24 protein-coding genes and 1 pseudogene are annotated in these 18922 nt (G+C 69.4%); 3 read left to right on the top strand and 22 right to left on the bottom strand.

Annotated features, from left to right (window positions below):
• Nucleotides 1-90 precede the first annotated feature (90 nt).
• A pseudogene (locus tag ACZ6IM_RS39730) lies at nt 91-717 on the top strand (IS5 family transposase); the annotation flags it as partial.
• Nucleotides 718-2375: 1658 nt separating this feature from the next.
• On the opposite strand, the gene ACZ6IM_RS39725 reads toward ACZ6IM_RS39730, so the two are convergent.
• Nucleotides 2376-3089 carry a hypothetical protein gene (locus tag ACZ6IM_RS39725; RefSeq protein ID WP_469563908.1) on the bottom strand — a complete coding sequence of 238 codons (714 nt, stop codon included), beginning with the start codon at nt 3087-3089 and terminating at the stop codon, nt 2376-2378.
• A gap of 579 nt (nt 3090-3668) precedes the next feature.
• Between ACZ6IM_RS39725 and ACZ6IM_RS39720 the strand changes: the two genes are divergently transcribed.
• Nucleotides 3669-4823, top strand: a complete 1155-nt coding sequence (locus ACZ6IM_RS39720) for a ParA family protein (RefSeq protein WP_469563906.1) — start codon at nt 3669-3671, stop codon at nt 4821-4823.
• A complete protein-coding gene (locus ACZ6IM_RS39715; protein WP_469563903.1) occupies nt 4820-5995 on the top strand; it encodes a ParB/RepB/Spo0J family partition protein in 1176 nt (391 codons plus the stop codon). Before ACZ6IM_RS39720 ends, ACZ6IM_RS39715 begins: the two co-directional genes overlap by 4 nt.
• Nucleotides 5996-6065: 70 nt before the next feature.
• On the opposite strand, the gene ACZ6IM_RS39710 is transcribed toward ACZ6IM_RS39715, so the two are convergent.
• From ACZ6IM_RS39710 to ACZ6IM_RS39610, 21 genes are all read right to left on the bottom strand, one after another.
• Entirely contained in the window at nt 6066-7040 is a 975-nt protein-coding gene (locus ACZ6IM_RS39710) for an abortive infection family protein (RefSeq protein ID WP_469563900.1), read from the bottom strand.
• 285 nt (nt 7041-7325) lie between these two features.
• The gene (locus ACZ6IM_RS39705) at nt 7326-7700 is read right to left on the bottom strand and encodes a hypothetical protein (protein ID WP_469563898.1); all 375 of its coding nucleotides are present in this window, start codon (nt 7698-7700) and stop codon (nt 7326-7328) included.
• Nucleotides 7697-7873, bottom strand: a complete 177-nt coding sequence (locus ACZ6IM_RS39700; RefSeq protein WP_469563895.1) for a hypothetical protein — start codon at nt 7871-7873, stop codon at nt 7697-7699. The genes ACZ6IM_RS39705 and ACZ6IM_RS39700 overlap by 4 nt, the downstream gene beginning before the upstream one ends.
• Complete coding sequence (locus tag ACZ6IM_RS39695; protein WP_469563893.1) at nt 7873-8334, bottom strand: hypothetical protein; 462 nt, start codon at nt 8332-8334, stop codon at nt 7873-7875. Before ACZ6IM_RS39695 ends, ACZ6IM_RS39700 begins: the two co-directional genes overlap by 1 nt.
• A 10-nt stretch (nt 8335-8344) precedes the next feature.
• Nucleotides 8345-8833 (bottom strand): hypothetical protein, encoded by a 489-nt coding sequence (locus ACZ6IM_RS39690; RefSeq protein WP_469563890.1) that lies wholly within the window; start codon nt 8831-8833, stop codon nt 8345-8347.
• Between the two features lie 3 nt (nt 8834-8836).
• Nucleotides 8837-9679: an Lsr2 family DNA-binding protein gene (locus ACZ6IM_RS39685; protein ID WP_469563887.1), complete on the bottom strand. Its 843-nt coding sequence runs from the start codon at nt 9677-9679 to the stop codon at nt 8837-8839.
• Nucleotides 9679-10239 carry a WhiB family transcriptional regulator gene (locus tag ACZ6IM_RS39680; RefSeq protein WP_469563884.1) on the bottom strand — a complete coding sequence of 187 codons (561 nt, stop codon included), beginning with the start codon at nt 10237-10239 and terminating at the stop codon, nt 9679-9681. The genes ACZ6IM_RS39685 and ACZ6IM_RS39680 overlap by 1 nt, the downstream gene beginning before the upstream one ends.
• Nucleotides 10236-10691, bottom strand: coding sequence for a hypothetical protein (locus ACZ6IM_RS39675; RefSeq protein WP_469563882.1), 456 nt, complete (start codon nt 10689-10691; stop codon nt 10236-10238). Before ACZ6IM_RS39675 ends, ACZ6IM_RS39680 begins: the two co-directional genes overlap by 4 nt.
• Nucleotides 10688-11368, bottom strand: a complete 681-nt coding sequence (locus ACZ6IM_RS39670) for a GGDEF domain-containing protein (protein WP_469563879.1) — start codon at nt 11366-11368, stop codon at nt 10688-10690. Before ACZ6IM_RS39670 ends, ACZ6IM_RS39675 begins: the two co-directional genes overlap by 4 nt.
• Before the next feature lie 89 nt (nt 11369-11457).
• Nucleotides 11458-11760: a hypothetical protein gene (locus ACZ6IM_RS39665; protein WP_469563876.1), complete on the bottom strand. Its 303-nt coding sequence runs from the start codon at nt 11758-11760 to the stop codon at nt 11458-11460.
• A gap of 41 nt (nt 11761-11801) precedes the next feature.
• The gene (locus tag ACZ6IM_RS39660) at nt 11802-12182 is read right to left on the bottom strand and encodes a hypothetical protein (protein WP_469563873.1); all 381 of its coding nucleotides are present in this window, start codon (nt 12180-12182) and stop codon (nt 11802-11804) included.
• A 114-nt stretch (nt 12183-12296) separates the two neighbouring features.
• Complete coding sequence (locus ACZ6IM_RS39655) at nt 12297-12656, bottom strand: hypothetical protein (protein ID WP_469563870.1); 360 nt, start codon at nt 12654-12656, stop codon at nt 12297-12299.
• On the bottom strand, nt 12653-12994 hold the full coding sequence (locus tag ACZ6IM_RS39650) for a hypothetical protein (protein WP_469563867.1): 342 nt from the start codon (nt 12992-12994) through the stop codon (nt 12653-12655). The genes ACZ6IM_RS39655 and ACZ6IM_RS39650 overlap by 4 nt, the downstream gene beginning before the upstream one ends.
• Nucleotides 12991-13590: a hypothetical protein gene (locus tag ACZ6IM_RS39645; RefSeq protein ID WP_469563864.1), complete on the bottom strand. Its 600-nt coding sequence runs from the start codon at nt 13588-13590 to the stop codon at nt 12991-12993. The genes ACZ6IM_RS39650 and ACZ6IM_RS39645 overlap by 4 nt, the downstream gene beginning before the upstream one ends.
• Nucleotides 13591-13713: 123 nt before the next feature.
• The gene (locus tag ACZ6IM_RS39640; RefSeq protein WP_469563857.1) at nt 13714-14004 is read right to left on the bottom strand and encodes a hypothetical protein; all 291 of its coding nucleotides are present in this window, start codon (nt 14002-14004) and stop codon (nt 13714-13716) included.
• A complete protein-coding gene (locus ACZ6IM_RS39635; RefSeq protein WP_469563854.1) occupies nt 14001-14246 on the bottom strand; it encodes a hypothetical protein in 246 nt (81 codons plus the stop codon). The genes ACZ6IM_RS39640 and ACZ6IM_RS39635 overlap by 4 nt, the downstream gene beginning before the upstream one ends.
• Nucleotides 14247-14265: 19 nt before the next feature.
• The gene (locus tag ACZ6IM_RS39630; RefSeq protein ID WP_402277632.1) at nt 14266-14691 is read right to left on the bottom strand and encodes an RRQRL motif-containing zinc-binding protein; all 426 of its coding nucleotides are present in this window, start codon (nt 14689-14691) and stop codon (nt 14266-14268) included.
• A 291-nt stretch (nt 14692-14982) separates the two neighbouring features.
• A complete protein-coding gene (locus ACZ6IM_RS39625) occupies nt 14983-15792 on the bottom strand; it encodes a hypothetical protein (protein WP_469563850.1) in 810 nt (269 codons plus the stop codon).
• A gap of 118 nt (nt 15793-15910) precedes the next feature.
• Nucleotides 15911-16456 (bottom strand): DUF6197 family protein, encoded by a 546-nt coding sequence (locus ACZ6IM_RS39620; protein WP_469563847.1) that lies wholly within the window; start codon nt 16454-16456, stop codon nt 15911-15913.
• A gap of 69 nt (nt 16457-16525) precedes the next feature.
• Nucleotides 16526-16714: a hypothetical protein gene (locus ACZ6IM_RS39615; RefSeq protein ID WP_199579408.1), complete on the bottom strand. Its 189-nt coding sequence runs from the start codon at nt 16712-16714 to the stop codon at nt 16526-16528.
• An 85-nt stretch (nt 16715-16799) separates the two neighbouring features.
• Nucleotides 16800-18920, bottom strand: coding sequence for a chromosome segregation protein ParM (locus ACZ6IM_RS39610; RefSeq protein ID WP_469563843.1), 2121 nt, complete (start codon nt 18918-18920; stop codon nt 16800-16802).
• Between the last annotated feature and the right edge of the window lie 2 nt (nt 18921-18922).

Below are 18922 nucleotides of genomic sequence, written 5' to 3'. Positions count from 1 at the left end.
CGCCCTTGGGGCTTGCTTGAGCCGGTTGCCTGGAAAGCGGGCATGGCCGGTTCTGAGGGGGCCGGGACACAGCGATGTGCCCCGGCTACCCGACCCCTGCCCAAGGACTTCCCGCCCTGGCGCACCTGTTACGGGTTCATGGCACGCTGGGCCGCCTGCGGCGTCATCGGACAGATCCGTGACCAGCTCCGCAAGCGGATCCGCCGGGACATGGGCAAGGCGCCTGGCGCGGTCGCCACCGTCATCGACTCCCAGTCGATCAAGGCCGCCGATACCGTCGGCAAGGACTCCCGCGGCTACGACGCGGGGAAGAAAATCAACGGCCGCAAGCGGCACCTGGTCGTGGACACCAAGGGCCTGCCGCTGTTCGTCATGGTCACCCCGGCCGACATGGCCGACCGCAATGCGGCTAAGGAAGTCCTGTTCCGGCTGCGGCTCATGCACCCCGAGATCACCATCGTCTGGGCCGACTCCGCCTATGCCGGACAACTCGTGACCTGGGCAAAGACTTACCTGAACCTGACGATCAAGACAGTCAGCCGCCCCAAGGACGCCTCCGGGTTCGTCGTTCTGCCACGGCGCTGGGTCGTCGAACGCTCACACGCCTGGGTCATGCACGCACGCCGACACGCGCGGGACTACGAACGGCTCATCCAGCACTCGGAATCGCTCATCACCTGGGCCGCGATCACCCTGATGACCAGGCGAATCGCCCGCCGAAGCTCCCGCAGAAGCGGACAGCCGGCCTCCCGCGAAGCCCAGCGGGACTGATCGTTCTCAAGGCCAGGGCCATCACCTTGGCCTTGGCGCAGCCCGCATCGGCTCGGAGTACCACTCTCCCACCCCGGCGAAGCATCGTCAGCGAGATCGGTCGGCAGACGGGACCTGGCATGGCTGACCACCCCGTGGCCGTCAGCCGAGACGACGAGCTTGGGGCGCGACCCGGTAGCGCGCACGCAGAAAGTGCCTTCCTGCTGGAATGACAGAGACCTTCGACAAGCCTCATCATCCCAGCTCAGAGGGCACTTTCGCGTTCCCGATCAAGATCCGTACACCGTGGCAAGTGAAACGCGCACGTTAGAGGTGCTGCCTATCAACGCGTGTCTGCCGCCAGCGCGAGACCGAGGCAGGTACGCGGGACGTCAGTCTCCGTCATGAACCGTTGAGATGCAGGATCCGTTAGTGAGGACGGCATCCGGGTCATGGCGCACCGCGTACGGCGACCGTCGGTAAAGCCTGTCCGTTGCTCACAGGGCCAGCTCAGGTTCACAAGCAACCTGGCCACTGGAGAATCCCGATACGTAAACGACTCAACCAAGAAGTGGAAATGCCGTGGACTCGAAACCCCGAACACCCATGGACTGACAGTCAGGGGCGGGCATGGTCAGCCGACGACATCGCAACAGCAATAAGTAATTATTTTGGATACATGAGCAATCAAGGCTTTTCCCGGGGATCTATCGATCGCAGGGATCATGCCAGGTTCACTCCGCAGAACGCAACCGAGAACTGCTGGGGCGAGAACTTCCCGATCGGACAGTACGTTCACGAGTTGACGGCAGGCATCAGTGAACGCGATCTTTCCCGACCAGAGCAGGATGCTTTATGGCGGGCCGAACTTCGTTTCGCGCAAACAGAAGAAGCCATGCATCTGTACGACCCCAGTGGACTGCCTGGACCTGCGGGAGCGCCACAACACTTCAACTTCGCCACAGGTGAGGTATTCCTGGTCGACTCGTTCTGCCAAGAAGCCGGATGGCCTGACACTCCACCGCTGCCTGACTATGCTGCTCAAGCCCCGGCCACAGACAACGAGCAGCTTCCGATGTACACCCCAGGCCCGCCCCCTGCCTACACTCCACCGCAACAGCCCCCCATGCCCCAGCCCGTCAACGCTAACGTGGCCCTCCATGCTGCTGGTCAGCAACAGCGTGATCAACAGCCTGGGAATCAGGCTCCCCCTCGGCGGTCGGAACGACTCCGCTCCCGAAACACCTCGGAAGTCAATACACCTCAATACGATCAGCAAAGCAGTGCATCTCAGCAGAATCGAAATCCCACCGCCGGACACGGCCGCCGCTAACTGCATTTGGCCGTTCCATGCCATTACTGGAGTCTACCTGTCGGCGGGAATATTCATCCCCGAAGGGGACTCTAACCAGAGCCGCCACTACGCTCACCACAATTTACGCTCCCATCTGGAAGACGTGATTCGTAATGGCATTCCAGAATCCGTAGCGAGGCGTCCACTGTCGTAATGAGTGTTGCGATCAACGGTCTCGACAACGATGGTGTACGGGGTGCAACGCGCAGCAATGCATGGACCCAAGCACCACACAACACGCTTCATGACATCCGGGTTCGGAAACAGGCTCTCAGCGGTCGCCGACATCGGGGTCGACCTTCAAGTGAGGGAGCACGGCGAGGACGCGCTCCCGCAGGGCTGTGGGCAAGTGGTCAAACGCTTGGGAGTCGTCTGGGTAGTTGGCGTAGGCGGCGTGCAGGAGCACTTCGAGTTCATCGTGCCGTTCGGGCTTGCTCCATCCCGAGTGGGTGGCGATGTGATGGCCGACCTCGTGCCAGACAACTGAGTCTTGCGGTGCTTCCCTGCCCAGGAGGCCGGCCAGGTGCTCCTCGACGCTCGGGGTGAAGTACGCCTCGACCTGCCGGTCATCTCGTACTTGGAGGTAGCGGCGCAGGAAGTAGTCCGTCACTCCTGCTTCACGCAGGTAGGCAGCGATCGTCCCGATGAGCAGGTGCAGGTGTTCCAGGGCGTCGGTGAGCTTGTACAGCGTGTTGCGCTGCCACTCCGCGAGGTCGTCTCGGTAGTGGCCTTCGTCGACGGCGAAGTAGAGGTACTTGGCAATGCGGTGCGAGTGGTACCGCACGAGCTCTGTCAGCTCCTCGGGTACAGGCTGCTCGTGGAGGCTGGCGGACGCGCCCCCTGTTGTGCCGTCTGCTTCGCTGAGGTCGCCGAGCCGGCTCAGCCTGTCCAGCCGGACCGCTTGTAGCGCGGCCGCGTAGGACTCGCCGGTCTCGCGCTGCCGTCGCCGTGCTGCGTTGGCTCGTGCCTGGTTGTGGGACTCCATGGTTCGTTTTCCGTGCCAGCCCCGTGACCTGACACTGGCTGTTCGCATGAGACAGAGGCGCCAGCAGCGATCACGCGGAGCGTATTTCAGCTGTCATTGCAGAGCTGCTACTCACGGGGTAGCAGTTGCTGAGCTGGAGCCTTCACAGAGCGACTCTGCTGTGGGCAACGACCCTCAGGCGGAAGAGTCACGGCGTTTTCAGAGCGGGCATCCGCTGCAGTCCACGGTGTCGTCAGCCGCTGGGGCGTCCCGGTCCGCTCGAGCTCAGCCGCTTCCAGTAACGGGGCTCCTCGCTAAGCGCGGGCGGTGAAGTGGCCTCGGGTGACTTCGGAAGCCAGCCCGATGTGCGAGTCTGACCGTCTTGCGTCGATGGGCTTCAGCTTGGCCGTGGCGTTGACGCCTACTCACCAAGTCGCCGGGCCTCGCGGGCGATGACCAGTCCAGCCAAGGGTGGGAGCAGCGCCTCGCTGGGGGCAGTTGTTGGTTCTCGTGGTCAACCAACTGCCGAAGTTGCCAAGTAGCGGCGTGCAGGTCGGCGGGGTTGCTTGCCAAGCACAAGGCGGTGAGTAAGGTAACCTCATGACCGCACCGTACAGTCCCGACAGTCGGGAAAAGGTAGTAGCAAAGCTGCCTGCCGCACTACGGCAGGAACTCAAGGTTCGCGCAGCCGAGTTGGGCGTGGACATCAAGGATGCCGTCACCGAAGGCGTCCAGGCCTGGCAGGTAGATGACTCGCCCCACGCGCAGGTCGACACCTCAGGCGGCGCCTCGTTCGCCACTTACCTTCCCACGGGGCTGTACGGCCAGTTCAAGGATGTCTGCAAGGGCCGCGATATCGCCTTCAATCAGGGCCTTGCTCAGGCAATCCGTCTGTGGCTCGACAGTCACCCCTCCCCCCGCCGTATCCCCCGCACTACCGGCGCCCGCCGTCTGATCTTCGGCAATCAGAAGGGCGGTGTCGGTAAGACCGCCACGTCCGCCGGCGTCGCCGAAGCACTGGCCGAGGCCGGACAGCGCGTCCTTCTGATCGACTTCGATCCCCAGTGCCACCTGACGAAGCAGCTCGGCTACCCGATGCTCGACATCGGCGAGCCGAGCTTGGCCAAGCACATGCTGGGCGAGGGCAAGGGCAAGTTGCGGGACCTGCTCGTGCCGATAGAGGAAGGAAGCTTCGGCGGCCGCCTGTTCCTACTGCCTGGCTGCAAGGACGCCTTCCTGCTAGACGCCAAGCTGGCCACCACCCGGCACGTGCGGATCAAGGAGATCGCTCTGGAGAAGGCGCTGGAACCCCTGGAGCACGAGTTCGACTACATCATCATCGACTGCCCACCCAGCCTGGGCTACTCCATGGACACCGCCCTGTACTACGGCCGTACCCGTGACGGCGAGGAGGCCGAGACCTCCGGAGTCGTGATCCCCGTCCTGGCCGAGGACTCCTCCGCGGACGCCTACGACATGCTCTTCGATCAGATCGAAGACCTCACGTCCGACCTCGACATCGAGATCAGCAAGCTGGGATTCATCGTCAACATGTACGACAGCCGGAAGGGCTACATCGCGACCTCCTCCCTCGACAGCTGGAAGTCGATCGGAGACCCGCCGGTTCTGGGCATCATCCCCGAGCGCAAGGAACAGCGAGAAGCGGCCCGCCTCAAGCAGCCGCTGCTGACCTCCGCACCCGACTGTGAGCAGTCCGAAGTCATGCGCACGATCGCCCTGGCGGTGAACGGATGAAGGCCGCAGACCGGCTGGGCACCGGGTCCTCCTTCGGGAATGTGCCGCGGGGCCGCAGCGACCGAGGTCGGGCGAAAGCCATCACTCAGGGCGACATTCCGGCATACGAACTCGTACGCCTGCAACTGAACGATGTCTCCCCCACACCGCTCAATCCCCGCCGCAACTTCGGCACTCCGGAAGAGCTGACCCGCTTCGGCGAGGAACTTCGTGCTGCACAGCTCGCCGCGTGCGTGGCCGTTTCTCGCGACGTCTACCTGAAGCTGTGGCCTGATCACGCAGACCGCATCGGCGACGTCAAGCACGTCCTCGTGAACGGAGAGCGCCGCTACCGCAGTGCCTGCCAGGTCGGTCTGGAGGCGCTGGACTTCGTCGTGCGCGATGAACTGGCGGCCTCTCGCGAGACGTTCATAAACCATCTCCTCAAGGAGAATCTGGACCGCGCGGACTTCGACATCATCGAGCGGGCCCGCGGTATCAGCGAGCTCGTTGCCGTGTGCGCGGAGGAGTCGGAGCGCGGGGCTCGTGCCCGCGCTGCGGAGCACTTGGGCAAGGACAGGTCGTGGATCACGCATCAGCTGTCGCTGCTGGACCTGCCCGAGGCCATTCAGGCGATGCTCAGCTCCGGCGGTCTCCCGGAACGGGATGGACGCCTGCTGGTTCGGCAGCTCAAGGAGAATCCCGAGCTGACAGAGGTGGACCTTCTGCAGTTCCTCAGGGACCAGAAGGCGGCACGCTCTGCCGAGAAGGAAGCCGAGCGCGCCTTGCTGGCTGCGGCCCGCAGCCAGGCCCAGGGACGTGGCGAGCTGGGGGAAACGGGTTCTGCCGATGCCTCCGTTGGCGTACCGGCGCAACTGGACAGTAGTGCTGCAACCACACCGGCTTCCCCTATGGCTAACGGTGCGGGCGACAAGACGTCCCATCCGGCTCTACCCCGTACGGATGCCGTCGCCGAATCTCAGTCGGCAAAGGGCACGGACCAGCAGTCGACTGTCCTGCCAGCACAGAACCCGGAACGGCCACCCGCCGTCCAGTCCCCGCCCGCCGTGATCGAGATCAGGGATATCGAGCACGTCGCTGACGCTCTGGCAGACCATCTGTCCGCGGAAGACCTGACGGCACTGACCGAACTCTTGCTGGAACGGCTATCCAGCGCCAAGGTTCAGGTCTGAGCCCAGCAAGCCGTGACTGGCAGAGGGGCGGATGTTGTACGCGTACAACATCCGCCCCTCTGCCGTGTCGTCACAAACCCGGGCCGACTGCGGCGGAAGCACCACCTTCCTCGTGCGTCTCGTACAGGAAAACGCCCAGGGCAGATGCGCTGCCTACGATGAGGCGGGCGTGCCGCGGAGTGAGTCGCTGTGATGCTTGTGCCTTTGATCGGCCGTGGCCGGTGCCGTAGGCGTTCCTCAGCTCAGCTGCTCCCTGCGCGAGCTGACCGAGGCTCATCATCATGCGCTTGATTGTGTCGCCAGCGGCGGCAGAGTCGAGGTGGTCGGGTGTCAGCTGCAGGCACTTAGTGGTCTTGCGGAGCAGGACAAGCAGGTCGTCGTTCTTGTGGTGGGACTCCTGGCGATCGTCCAGGATCGTCTTGCAGATGCTCTCGAGGAACTCCTTGGCTGTCCCGATGGCAAGCTCAGGCTCCAGTTCGACCGCCCCTTCCATGCGCGTCACCTGCTGGGCGATGTACTCCGCATCGAGGCGGGCCGCAGCTTGATGGGCGTAGCCGATGGCGGTCGTGTGCGCGCCCCTCATGAGCGCGGGAGCGTAGACCGGGCGTCCCGAGAGCTGCTTTGACGGCTTCAACGTCCATCCGTCGGGCTGGAGCAGCCGGTTGAACTCGGCAACCATCTCGGCTGATTCGCCCGGGTCAGCGCACACGACGGGATGGACCATCTGCGCGAGGAAGCCCAGAAGCTTCTCGTCCGGACCGCTCATGAGCTGCAGGCGAGGATCGATGAAGATCCAGGCGTCATCCCAGTCGTAGTTGTTGTAGCGGTGCTGCACGATGTCTTCGCGGAACGTGTCGAAGCGCCGGTCCTCCGAAGGAAGGTCCTCCAGGTCGTACAGGCGTGCCAGAAAGTCGATCTCGTCAAGGCGGCCGTGCCAGGTGGGAAGGCTCCTGATGTAGTCGAAGATGTCGCGTCGTGTTACTGGCGTGATCCGCCGCGCCGGGTCACGTGATTCTTCGAACGGATCTTCCGGCACAGGAGTCATCGATCAATGATGGCCCGGCAGGATTGCTTGTCGCCCAGCTTTTCGGTAGGTGTTCGCTCGCCGTGGCAGGGCCGGATGTTGTACGCGTACAACATTGCGGAAGCCTGCGTGGGCAGGAGAACGGGTGTTGTACGCGTACAACACCCGGTGCCTCAGAGGGACGTGACTCCCCCGTGAGCGCAAGCAGCAACGTCACCTCTTTCGGCCAGAGCTCTCAAAACGCAAAAAAGCGGCCCTCGTCGCTCGGACTGCGAGGTCCGGGACGGCGGGGGCCGCTTCGTGTGCTCAGGTCCTCAGGTCGATGTCGGGTGGGAGGGCGCGCCCGGCGAGGGCGTGGGTGATGAGTCGGTAGGGCTCGATCCACGCGCCGTGGATTCGTGCTCTGGCGCAGAGGAGTGTGCCGGTGAGGATGGTCTCGGTGTCGGGGTGGATGAGGACCAGGGTGACGGGGTCGGCGTCCGGCTGCTGCCCTTCGGCGGGACGGCCGCGCTCCAGGGCGCGGGCGTCGGAGGTGATCCGGACGGCGACGTCGCCGTGGCCGATCCACGGGGCCGGCCTCCGCCGGGCGGTGAGCATGGCGGCGAACTCCGCGACGGCCATGTGGTCGCCGGGGTGGAGCGGGCCGGTGCCGTGGCCGCAGAGGCGGAAGCGGGCGCTCACGTGGCGGGATTGTCGGCGATGACGAGGAAGCTGTCGGAGCGCAGGTCCATGACGACCCTGGCGGGCTGTCCCTGGGCCTGCTGCTGGGCGGCGTACTCGTCTGCGGGCCAGGAGCCGCGGGGGCCGCCGGCGGGGAAGCGCTCAAGGACGGTGCGCGTGGACTGGTCGGGCATCAGGGTGCCTCCTGGTCGGTGAAGGAGAGCTGGAGTGCGGGGCGTGCTGTGCGGGGCGCGGTCGGCCGGGGCGGGGCCGGCGGCTCGGTGCGCTCGAGGTCGGCGTCGGCGAGGAAGCCGAGCTGTCCGGCGGCGGTCGCGCGGGCAGCGAGGGTGATCGAGCGGGTGATCCGGTGGTGCCCGTGGTCGATGCGCAGGTGGCAGAGCTGGCAGGCGGCGAGCAGGTTCTCGTCTCGCACGTCTTCGGGGGTGTGGTTGAGGTGGGCGGTGGTGAGGCCGACCACGGAGCCGGTGTCGGGGTGGATCTGCTCGTGGAGGGCCGGGCAGCGGCCGCCCGGGTGCGTCAGGCCGCAGTGGCCTGTGCACTCGCAGCGGCCGCCTGCCCGCTCGAACCGGATCCGCGCGCTGATCTCGTTCCAGTCGCGCGGGTATCGGTGCAGGTTTTCGGGACGGATGGGCACGGCGGATCCGCTACTCGCCGCCGGCGGCCTGGCGGTGCTCGAAGGCTTCGAGCAGTTCGCTCAGGTCGTTCGGCTCGGGTGCGGTGCCGACCCATGTGCCGCCCTCGGTGAACACCTCCACGTCGGTGGTGTCGGCGTCGAACCAGCAGGCGTACGGCCCGTACCGCTCGATGACCGCCGTGGCGACTGTGGCCGGGTCGGTCATCAGCGGCGCGGTCTCCAGCACGGTGAGCGCGGTGACGACCAGCCATATCGGCTCGTCCGGCGTGCGGGGGAGCCGGAGGTGGCCGGTGACGCGGAGCTTGTCGCCGGGGACCAGGTCGTGGATGACCGCGTGCGCCAGCTCCGCGTCGGCGACGCTGCACGGCAGGATCATCGCGTCCGTGCGCTCGTCCGTCGGGGAGACGGTGAGGCGGAACCGGGCCGTGCTGCCGTGCAGGTCGCCGGGCACGGTCTCTTCGTCCAGGAAGCCGTCCAGGGCTATGGCGTCGTCGGCCATGGGTCAGCCGGCCTTCTGGACCGGCGCCTGGTGGGCGGCGTCGTACGCCTCCAGGACGGCCTTGCGGATCATGCCCGCGTCGGCGACCTGGTGGCCGTTGGCGCGCGCCCACGTCCTGATGGCGGCGAGTTCCTCCCGGGTGCGGCCGCTGCCCAGGCCCGAGCGGATGGGGGTGGGCGCGGTGGCGGCCGCCGTGGTGGTGCGGGTGCCGGCCTTCACCGTGCGCAGTTCTTCCTGCGCCTTCTCCAGTTCGGCCTTGGCCTTGGCGACCTTCTCTTCGGCCTCGTGCTGCGCGGCCTCGCTGTCGCGGCGGTCGGTCAGCTCGGAGAGGTCGGCGGTGATGCGGGCGGCGCGGCTGCGGACTGAGGCGGCCGGGTGCGCGGCCGCCCAGTCGAGCAGTTCCTGGATCTCGTTGGAGACGGCGAGCGGGACGACCGGGACGTCGATGGCCGGGGCGTCGGCGGCCGTGCGGGGCAGTCCGAGGGCCTGGTTGGCGATGAGGTCGCTGAGTTCGGTCTCGCTCAGGCCGGTGGCCTCGCGGATGGCCTGCTCGGTGTCGCCGTTGTTGTGCATGGAGATCGCCATGGCCTCGTGCGCGGACAGGGCCGGGGCGGCGGGGGTGTTCGTCATGGTGGGTGCGTCTCCGGTTTCCGGGATGAGGGGGAGCAGGGCGGTGAGGGTGTCGGTGTCGGTGGGCAGCCCGAGGACGTCCAGGAGCAACCCGAGGTCGTCCTTGTCGCGGGAGCTGCGTGCGGTGACCCGGGCCGCGGCGGCGAGCTGATGCTGCGGGTTCGGGTCCAGGGGCAGCGCTTCGGCCTCGAGGGCTTCGGTCCAGTCGGTGAACATCACGCGGCCTTGCCGCTGGCGACCAGCTCCAGCACGCGCCGGTTGGCCGCGGCCTGTGCGGGGGTGATCGGTTCCTTCCAGCGGTTGTACGGCGCGGGCCGCGTGGGGATGCCCTCTAGCTCGAGGCGGGCGAGGGCCAGTTCGCGGACGGTCGGCGGCACGGCACGCGCCGCGCGCTGCCGCTCACGGCGGCGGCGGTCCTGTTCGGCGACCACGCCGACCCAGTCGTCCCCGAGCCGGACCACGAGCTGCTTGCGCAGCTGCTTGCGGTCGCGGGCGGTGGTCGCCGCCCACACCCCGGCCTTCGTCAAGTCGGCGTTGGCGAGCGCCCACTTCAGACAGCCCGTGACGATCGGGCAGCCGGAGCAGGCGTGCTTGGCCTTGACGAGCGCCTTCTCCCGGGCGCGGGGGTCTTCGTCGGTGTTGTGGATGTCCTCGATGGCGAACAGGCCGGGTTCCGTGCGGCAGCTCAGGGCCTGGTCGGTGTGAGGGAAGGGGATCCGGTCGTCGGCGAGGACGATGTCTGGCAACTTGGCGATGCCGGTGCGGTTGCCGCTCATGAGGTGCCCTCCGGAGCGAGGTGGGGGAGTTGGAGGAGGACCTGGTCCACGAGGTCCTGCGTCGGGCGCCACGGCCCGAGCTGTCCGTTCAGCCACGGGATAGGGAGCGCGAGCTCCTGGACGTCGGAGAGGACCAGGTGGAATGCGTCGGGCTGCGCCCAGCGGGAGCATGGGGCGGTGCCGGCGGCGTCCTGGTGGCAGTCGGTGAGGCGGGCGACGCTGATGACGGCCCGGGTGTGCAGGGCGCGGCTGCGGATCGTGGTGGCGACCAGCGGGTCGCGCATCGGGGCCCGTTCGGTGGCCTGCCCGGCGTGCAGCAGCAGCCAGCCGCGCCAGGACCAGGGGGCCGGCCTGTTCTCCACGTCCTTCCCGGCGAGGATGCAGGTCGTCCAGGGCTGGCGGATCGTGATGCCCCGGATCCAGGTGCCCGGGTCGGTGGGGGTCTCGCTCATGCCGCCCGCCCCAGGGTGCTGGTGCCCGGCCGTCCGGCGCGGCGGCCGTTGGTGGAGGGCACGGTGGCGTGCTGCGGTCCGGCGAGGACGGCGCGGCCGGTGTGCTTGCCCGCGTACATCGCGGCGTCGGCGGCCCGCAGAAGCGGGGACAGGTCGCGGGTGCCGAGGATGGCCGGGCAGGCGGCGCCGACGGATGCGGCGACGTCGACCAGGGCGCCGTCGTCGACCTCCACCGGCTGCGCGAGCAGCGTGGCGAGCTGGGCGAGACGGAGCTCGCGGCGTGCGGGTCCGATCCGCACGGCGAAGGCGAATTCGTCCCCTCCGAGTCGGCCGACCGCCCCGCGGCTGCCCGCCCAGGCGGTGAGCCGCTGCGCGGTGGCGGCCAGGACGCGGTCGCCGGCGGCGTGCCCGCCCGGTCCGTCGTTGATTTGCTTGAAGTGGTCCAGGTCCACGATCCCGACCAGGGCGTGGTCGCCGTACCGGTCGGTGATCTGCCGGGCCTTGGCGGTGAAGCCGTCGCGTCCGAGCAGCCCGGTGAGCGGGTCGCGGCGGGCGGCGGCGAGCTTGCGGTGCAGGCTGACCGCGTGGACGGTCCAGCCGGTCAGTGGCACGGCGAGTGTGGTGATGAGCAGGGCGCGTTGCCCGATCGGGGCCTGTACGCGCACGGTGGAGGCCATACTGGTCTCTCCCTCTCGTCATGTACGGGATGGGTGGCCCGGGGCGGCCGACTGGTTTTCCGGCCTTTGGCGGCCGTCCCGGGGCGGACCTACAGCTCGAAGGGCTCGTGGCTGAGCCAGCTGCAGGGGTCGTTCCAAGGGCCGGCCTTTGCGGCCTGCCAGTCGAGCGCCCAGTCGGGCCGAAGCCCCCGCGCTCCCCAGCCCCCGGCCTGCCTGCCGGGAACCTCGAGTCCGGCCTGCTGCGCGGCGAGCGCCGCGTCGTACACGTCGTGTGCGATGCGCAGGGCCTCGCTCTTGGACGACGCCTCACCGGTGAAGACGTGTACGCCCTTCAACTGGCGGTTGGTGGTGTGGTGTATCGGGACGTCAACCTCGAAGTAGCGAAGCGGCATGACGGCCCATCTCCCTCCATTTGCTGGTCGTGCCCCGGCGCTCAGTGGCCGGTCGCGCGGGCGGCGGTGATGCGGACGGTGTCCGCGAGCAGCACGGTCAGCTCGTGGCCGTGGCCGACGGCGTCCTCCAGGCGCTCGATGAGCTCCGGGGGCAGGCCGCGGTTGCGGGCGCCGGTCAGGACGCCCTCCAGGTAGAGGACGTCGGCCAGGACGCGGCCGCGGACGTCCAGGACGCAGGGCTGCACGGTGAGGACGTCGGTGTTCTTGGCGGTCGCCAGGGCCGCGTGGTCGGCGGCTGCGGTGTAGGCGGTCTCGGTCTGCTCGGTGAGCAGCGCGTCGACCTGTGTGGTGTCGCCGTAGGCGCGGCGCCAGCCGAAGCGGGCGGCGGCGGCTTCCATGAGGGAGCGGCGGGCGAGGGGCACGGTGACCTCCGGGGAGGGCCGGTCGTCCGGTCTCGGCTGACCGGACGGACACTGCACGGCCCCGCCGTCGCCCGCCCGGGGGCGGTGCGGCGGGGCCGTACGGAGAGCGTCCGGTCAGCGCTGGGGACGGCGCAGGGCGGTGAACTCGGTGCCGGGGCCGTCGGTGCGGTTAGCGATCACAGGCCCTCGGGGGGTCCCCCGGGACCAGCGGGTGTAGTCGATCGCGCTGGACACGTAACTCGTGTTCATCAGGCTTCCGGCGTCGTCGACGCGGTCTCGCAGCTCTTCCAGGTGCCAGTCCGCCCACGCGAGCCGGTCAAGAAGCCATCGCGCGTCGTCCGGCGTGAGCCGATCCGGGCGGGCTTGAAGCTCGGCGATCCGGGCTCGCTGTTCGGAGACGTAGTGGTCACCCTCCGGCGTCATCGCGACTGGGTCGGCGGTGTAGCGGATGCTCTCGGGCTTGGGTTCGGTCATGCGGATTCTCCTTGGGGGTGAAGGGCGCGGGCAGCCCAGATCACGCGCAGCCCGGCGTTGTCGGTGAGCAGGGCGGCGGCCTCGTGCAGCGGGCAGGAGGCGTCGCCGTCGCGGTCCGGTTCGGTCTGCTCCGCCCGGCGCGCGGCGGCGGTGACCAGCTGCGCCACGGCCGCGAGGAAGCCTCCGGGCGGGTCGGTGTCCTCGATGAGCTCGCGCAGGATCGCGGCGAGCTCCTCCTGGTCGACGTCTTCGGCGCGAAGGTCGTCCTCGATCTGCTGGAGAGCCAGCGAGGCGATCCCGACCGAGGCGCGTACGCGTTCCAGGCGGTTGCGGCTCACCGGCGGGCGCCAGGGCGGGGGGTGAGCCAGGTCGTGACGACGGCGGCCGCGATACCGATGGAGCGGTGCAGGGCCGCGTCCAGCTCCATCCACGCGCTACCCGGCCCGGTGAGCTCCGCGGTGGCCGTGCCGTCTTCGTCGACGCGGGCGGCCTTGCAGTGCTCGATGTAGCCGGTCTTGCCGGTCTTCTTCGCCAGCCACAGCAGTACGGCGCCGCGGTCGATCGCGACGTGCGTGGAGGCGTTGATGGCCGCCCCGGCGAGTAGCGCGCCGGGGGTGACGCGGTAGCCGAAGGCACGGGTGATGCCGATGGTCGCGGCAACCTGCACGGCGGTGTAGGAGGCGACGTGACGGGTCGCGTGGTGGCGGCCGAGGATGCTTGCTCCCCAGACCGGCTCACCGTTCTCCTCGCGGGTGGGGTCCTGGTCGACGGGGGTGCCGTCCCGGTAGACGAGGTGGTCGCCGTACAGCCTCTTCAGGGAAGCCGACGTGGACCCCTGAATCCAGTGGTCGCAGAGGGGGTGCAGCTCGCCGAAGGTGGCCAGCAGAGTGCCGAAGAGGGCCAGGCGTTCGGTGGTGAGGGGCAGACGGGGCATGCTGGAGGTCTCCTGATCTCGACATGGGTGAAGGGGAGCGGGGCGGCCGGCCTCTTGCCGATGCTGCGGACGCCCCGCGGTGCCTTCGCCCCCGGCCGGTCTCCGGCCGGGGGCGGTGGTGTTTCAGAACGGCGGCTCGTTCCAGGCCGGGACGGGCAGGAGCCGGATGCGCAGCTCGCGCCGGTCGGACCAGCAGCCGCACGCCTCCCTCTCGGGGAAGGTGCCGCCGGTCCACCAGCTGCCCTCGCCGTGGCAGCGCGGGCAGCGCGGCCGGGGCCGGGCGGTGATCTCGATGCGGTGCCTGTCGGCGTAGACCTTGAGGTGGCTGGCCCTGAGCGCGGCGGCGGCCGTGGCCGCGGCGAGCGGGCCGGCGGCGGCGAGCAGCAGGGCGCCGCGCAGGTGGCGGGCGGTCACTTCAGCGGGATGGCGCGGCAGGTGGTGGCGTGGGTGTTGGCGTCCGGCCGGATGCAGAACAGGAAGTCCCCCTGGATCAACTGGGAGGAGTCTCCGCAGCCGTGGCAGTTCCAGCGGTTCTTGTCGGAGTGCTCGCCGGGGCCGGTGACGTCCACGTACGAGCCGCCGACCGTGATGAACCGGATCAGCAGGTCCTTGGGGCGGTCCGGCTCGGTGAAGGCGGCAAGGGGGGTGGTGCTCATGGGCTGGTGTCCTCTCGGATCAGGCGGCCAGCAGGTGCTTGGCCGGGGGAGCGATGTAGGAGGCGGGGTCGGCGGGCGTGCCGTCGTAGCACTCCAAGCAGCAGCCCAAGGTCTTCAGCGGGATGCAGTGGAAGTAGCGCCGGCGGCAAGTGCCGCATGTCTGGCGAGCAGCCATCGCCTTATCGAGCGCGGCCTCTTTCGCGAGCGTCATCGGGAGCTTCGGCTTGGCCAGGTCGATCCGGTACAGCCACGCCCACCGCTTCCCGCCGCGGCATTCGATCCGGGCGACGGGCTCGTGTCCGCCCGGGCGCAGTCCCATCTCCCGCAGCTGGCGGCGGGTCGCGAGGTTCTCGCGCCCGGCCTGCCTCCAGCGGAAGACCGGTAAGGAGCCGTCGCCGGGGTCGTACGGGTCGACGTCGACCAGGTCCTCGTCCTGGTCGGCCATCACCTGCTCCAGGAGCCGGGAAGTCGACGCTGGGGGGCCGGGTAGCGGGGGCCGGGACGCTGCGGGCGGGGCCGGCCGATCCGGCGGCGCGGGCGGGGGATGAGCACGAGTGTTCTCCTCCAGCGGTTGGGTGGGTGTCACCGCGCCCCGCTGACGTCGGTGCGTCGGCGGGGCGCGGGAGTTGGTGGCCGGGCGGCCTGTACGGTCCTCGCCCGCCCGGGGTACGGGCGGGCGAGGGCCAGGCAGGGCGTCAGGTCTCAGCGGGTGCTGCGGGTGCGGAGCAGTGCCGTGTCAGCGCTGGAGGGGGTGGACGTTGTCGGGTTCGTCGTCCAGGTCGTCGTGGGCGGGGACGGGCTGCGGCGGGACGTGGACTTGGGGGCGGATGTCGATGTGGGGCTGGAAGGCGGTGTGGATGACCGGTCGCAGGCTCAGTCCGCGCAGGGCGAAGACGGAGGCGATGGTCCAGGCGAGGACGGCGATCCCGGTGGCGACGGTGCGGCCGTCGGCGGGGGAGGCGGACCACACCATGCCGACGCTGGCCGCTCCCCAGAGGCTGTAGGTGATGCGGGCGCCGGTGCTGTGGAAGAAGCCGCCGACCAGGCCGAACAGGCCGACCGCCTGCCAGAAGGCGTAGACGGCGGATCCGCTGACGGCGAGGTCACCGGTGTGCTGGGCGATGTAGGAGCGGATCGGGGTGTCGATCACTGCCCAGAAGCTGTTGGAGGTATCGGACGCCAGCTGTGTCTCCGGGGTCGCGGTGGCGATCCGGTGGGCCACGGCGGAGACGATGTCGCCGGCGGCGTCCAGCACGATGATGAACGCGCAGACGCTGGCGAGGCTGAGCGCCGCCTTGATCCAGTTGGCCATCCCGTGCCAGCCCGCGAACCGCGCGTGCCGGACGTCCTCCCACCGCTCGTACAGGAAGCCGCCCTCCTGCCAGGACTCCCGCCACGCGGCGCGCAGTCCGGCGAAACGCTTCGGAGGGAGGGGCCAGTCCTTCTCGTCGGGCGGCGGGGGCGTCTGGCTGAACAGGTCGAGGAAGTTCGGGTTGTCCTGACCGTTGATGGGCTGGCCGTTGACGGGCTTGTCGTCGGACTGCATGGCGGGGCGACTCCCTCGCTCGGGCGGGTGTGGTGGGCGGTGGTGCGCAGGCCGGACGGCCTGGCCCGCACCCGACCGCGAGGGTTCGGGTGCGAGGCAGGTGGTCCGGAGCAGGGGGCTAGAGGCCGCGGGCGTCGGCGAGGCCGGCGGCCTGGTCGACCATGCGGAGCGGGGTGCGGGCCGATCCGTGCGCGTCGTTGAAGGACGGCACGGAGTCGACGTCGTCGCCGAACTTGCGGCGGATCGCGTCCAGGAGCACGGAGGCCGCGTCGGCTTCCAGGCCGCTGTCGCCGCGGGCCTCGGCTCGGATGGCCCCGAGCATGCAGCGGGCGCCGTCCTCGTCGACCAGGACGTCCCTGCACCAGCCGCCGGTGAGCAACCGGTGGTGGGCGCGCTGCAGAAGGGCCGCGACCGGGGTCGGGTAGGACTCCGCCGGCGGCTGGAACGTCGGGGTCAGCGGAACGGTGACGACGTCGGCCAGGTCCACGGGCTCGGTTTCGATGTGCGCCGTGTTGACCTCGTAGGCGACCTTCGCTTCGTCCAGCCTCACGCTCATCGCCGCGTTGATGAACGTCAGGCGTTCCTCGAGGGACAGCGCCGTCGGCGGCGCAGGCGGTGCGGTGGTCGGAGTGGCCTGGTCTATGGCGGGGTGGGTCTGAGGCATCGGGGCTCCCTGGAAGCGTCGAAGGCGCGGGGTGGGGTGGCGCCTTCGACGCCGGCGGCCGGGGCGGTTTCAGATGCTGGAGATCCAGCCGGTGACGGTGCCGATCGCGTCGGTGATGAGCGGTGCGGCGCCGGTGGAGGCGAGGAAGAAGCCGAACAGGCCGCAGGCCAGGGCCGGTCCGAGGCGTACGGAGCCGCCCCGGATGAGGACGAAGACGACGATGCCGAGCAGGACGACGGCGGAGATCGATACGGCCACGGGCGGTGTGTCCTTCCAGGTGTGGGCAGGGCCCGGCCGGTGCGGCCGGGCCCTGCGGGGGGTTGGGGTGCGGGAGGGGGGTGGGTCAGACGCCGGAGAGGTTCTTGATGGCCTCCAGCGCCTGGCGGGGCGAGGTGACCGTGTCGCGGCGCGCGGCGGACTTGCTGCCGCCACGGCGCGGGCCGCCGCCGCCCTTCTTGGGCCCACCGTCGTCGTCGCTGTCCTCGTCGTCGCCCGGCTCGGGGCCGAACTCGCCGGGCCGGGGCGGCTCGGTCCAGTCGAACCACAGGTCCCGCGACTCGAGCTCGCGGATCTCGTAGTCGGTCAGGGTGGCAATGACGTCGGGGAAGTAGTCGTCGAGGCCGTTCTTGAAGTCCATGTACAAGGTGCGCAGGACCTCGGGCTGCTTGGCTTCGACGATCCAGCCGGCGCCGCCGGTGTTGGAGTTGGCGGGCGGCTCGGGCTCGCCGCGCATCACCCGCTCGATCCGGCCCGCCTCCTCCGGGGAAAAGGAGCGGGGGAGGGGGTCGGGGGTGTTCTCGGACGGGATGCCCAGCGCCTTGAACATCGCGCCGACCTTGCCGGGGGCGACCTTCAGCACGACCGGGATGCAGTTCTCGCGCAGGTTCTCGCACAGCAGCTGCGTGAACCCGTCCTGCACGTAGATGGACTGGCCGGCCACCTTGATGCCGATGCCGTACTTGCGGCCCTTGACCGACACCTTCTCGGCAAGGTCCATGATCTCCGCGCCGTAGTCGCCGTGGCGGGCGGCGGAGAGGAACTCATCGAGGTAGGCGGACAGCATCCGGTAGGGGCAGCCCGGCATGTTCGGGTCCCAGTCGTAGACCCTGCCGTCCTCCCACACCATCTCGCCGCGGATCTCCATCAGCGCGTCCAGCGCCCGCAGGAGCCGAATCATGTAGAGCGCGCCGACGCCGTAGCGGTCGGTGTACTCGCCCAGCTTGGCCGCCTTCTCATCCGGGGCTTCCGCCGCCAGCCACACCACCGCGCCGAACAGGGCGTCGGCGGCGACGTGCAGGCCCATCAGCTGGGTCTTGCCGCCGCCGGACGGGGCGACGAACAGGCCGTGAGCCGCGCCCCGGTCGGTGTAGACGCGGTTGCGGGCGGGCTGACCGTTGCCGAGGTAGCCGGTCACCCACCGGCCGTCCTTGTCCGGGGTCAGCAGCTCCCTCGTTGCGGGGAAGACCCGCGCGAGCGGCGAGCTGTCCCACAGGGAGACCAGGATCTGGCTGCCGTCGATGGTGACGAACAGCCGGCCTTCGTCGTACTTGGTCTTCAGCGCGGCCGCCAGGGCGTGCTGGTTGACGCGCGGCTCGCCCGCCTCGTCGGGGACCTGGGCGATGTAGTGGGTGACCTTGCGCTCGTTGTCGCGGACTTCCTTGACGAACTCCGAGCCGGGCACGGCCCCGCCGGCGGCGCCGATCCGGTCGGCCCACCACTCGCGGGCGGTGGGGGCCTTGCGGCGCCGGTCGTTCGCGTCAGGGGTGACGTCGACCTCCCGCCAGGCAGGGCCGCCCTCGCGCCCGTGCTGCCGGACGACCTCCCTGATGGTGACATCGGTGACGTCGACGCTGAACGCGGCGGCGATGTCGTCCTCCTTGAGGCCGGAGATGGCCCGGCCGGCCTCGGAGGCGCGCAGCAGCAGTGACAGGTCGTTGGGCATGCCGGGGTGCGGGGTGGCCTTGATGACGATGGTGCGGCCGGGCATGCCGCGGTTCTCCCACAGCCAGCGGACCTGCCGGGTGAAGGCGTCGGCGCCGTCGTCCGGCTGCGCCGGGGACGGCTCGGGGGCGGGCTGAAGCTGCGGGGCGGGGGCCGGGGCGGCGAGCGCGGGCCGGTGTCCCCGGCGGGTGTGCCGGGAGAACGGCATCACGAGCAGGCCGGCCGCCGCCCACCCGGCGGCGAGCAGGGCGTCCATGCACCACGGTCCCCAGCCGATCGTGTGCCGGGCGGCGACGTCGATGGCGGCGGCGGCCACGAGCGGGGACCAACGCAGGATCTTGCGTCCCGCGCCGGACTCGTCACTCTTGTAGGCGAGGAACCAGCCGCCGACACCAGCCGCGCCCGCCAGCTGCACGACCGTGTTGACGGGGCTGTCGGGGTAGAGGTTCGGGGCCGCGGCGAGGACCGGGGCGGCCAGGGTGTAGAGGGTGCGCTCCAGGGCGACGCTGCGCGGCACGGACACGG

This window comes from Streptomyces sp. NPDC042336 (assembly GCF_055581985.1).
Note: the sequence above shows the minus strand (reverse complement) of the source record. Positions and strands in the feature narration are given on the sequence as shown.

Coding starts and splice junctions, on each gene's coding strand:
- ACZ6IM_RS39725 (WP_469563908.1), bottom strand. CDS start 3,089: ATGGAGTCCCACAACCAGGCACGAGCCAACGCAGCACGGCGACGGCAG.
- ACZ6IM_RS39720 (WP_469563906.1), top strand. CDS start 3,669: ATGACCGCACCGTACAGTCCCGACAGTCGGGAAAAGGTAGTAGCAAAG.
- ACZ6IM_RS39715 (WP_469563903.1), top strand. CDS start 4,820: ATGAAGGCCGCAGACCGGCTGGGCACCGGGTCCTCCTTCGGGAATGTG.
- ACZ6IM_RS39710 (WP_469563900.1), bottom strand. CDS start 7,040: ATGACTCCTGTGCCGGAAGATCCGTTCGAAGAATCACGTGACCCGGCG.
- ACZ6IM_RS39700 (WP_469563895.1), bottom strand. CDS start 7,873: ATGCCCGACCAGTCCACGCGCACCGTCCTTGAGCGCTTCCCCGCCGGC.
- ACZ6IM_RS39690 (WP_469563890.1), bottom strand. CDS start 8,833: ATGGCCGACGACGCCATAGCCCTGGACGGCTTCCTGGACGAAGAGACC.
- ACZ6IM_RS39685 (WP_469563887.1), bottom strand. CDS start 9,679: ATGTTCACCGACTGGACCGAAGCCCTCGAGGCCGAAGCGCTGCCCCTG.
- ACZ6IM_RS39680 (WP_469563884.1), bottom strand. CDS start 10,239: ATGAGCGGCAACCGCACCGGCATCGCCAAGTTGCCAGACATCGTCCTC.
- ACZ6IM_RS39675 (WP_469563882.1), bottom strand. CDS start 10,691: ATGAGCGAGACCCCCACCGACCCGGGCACCTGGATCCGGGGCATCACG.
- ACZ6IM_RS39670 (WP_469563879.1), bottom strand. CDS start 11,368: ATGGCCTCCACCGTGCGCGTACAGGCCCCGATCGGGCAACGCGCCCTG.
- ACZ6IM_RS39665 (WP_469563876.1), bottom strand. CDS start 11,760: ATGCCGCTTCGCTACTTCGAGGTTGACGTCCCGATACACCACACCACC.
- ACZ6IM_RS39655 (WP_469563870.1), bottom strand. CDS start 12,656: ATGACCGAACCCAAGCCCGAGAGCATCCGCTACACCGCCGACCCAGTC.
- ACZ6IM_RS39645 (WP_469563864.1), bottom strand. CDS start 13,590: ATGCCCCGTCTGCCCCTCACCACCGAACGCCTGGCCCTCTTCGGCACT.
- ACZ6IM_RS39635 (WP_469563854.1), bottom strand. CDS start 14,246: ATGAGCACCACCCCCCTTGCCGCCTTCACCGAGCCGGACCGCCCCAAG.
- ACZ6IM_RS39630 (WP_402277632.1), bottom strand. CDS start 14,691: ATGGCCGACCAGGACGAGGACCTGGTCGACGTCGACCCGTACGACCCC.
- ACZ6IM_RS39625 (WP_469563850.1), bottom strand. CDS start 15,792: ATGCAGTCCGACGACAAGCCCGTCAACGGCCAGCCCATCAACGGTCAG.
- ACZ6IM_RS39620 (WP_469563847.1), bottom strand. CDS start 16,456: ATGCCTCAGACCCACCCCGCCATAGACCAGGCCACTCCGACCACCGCA.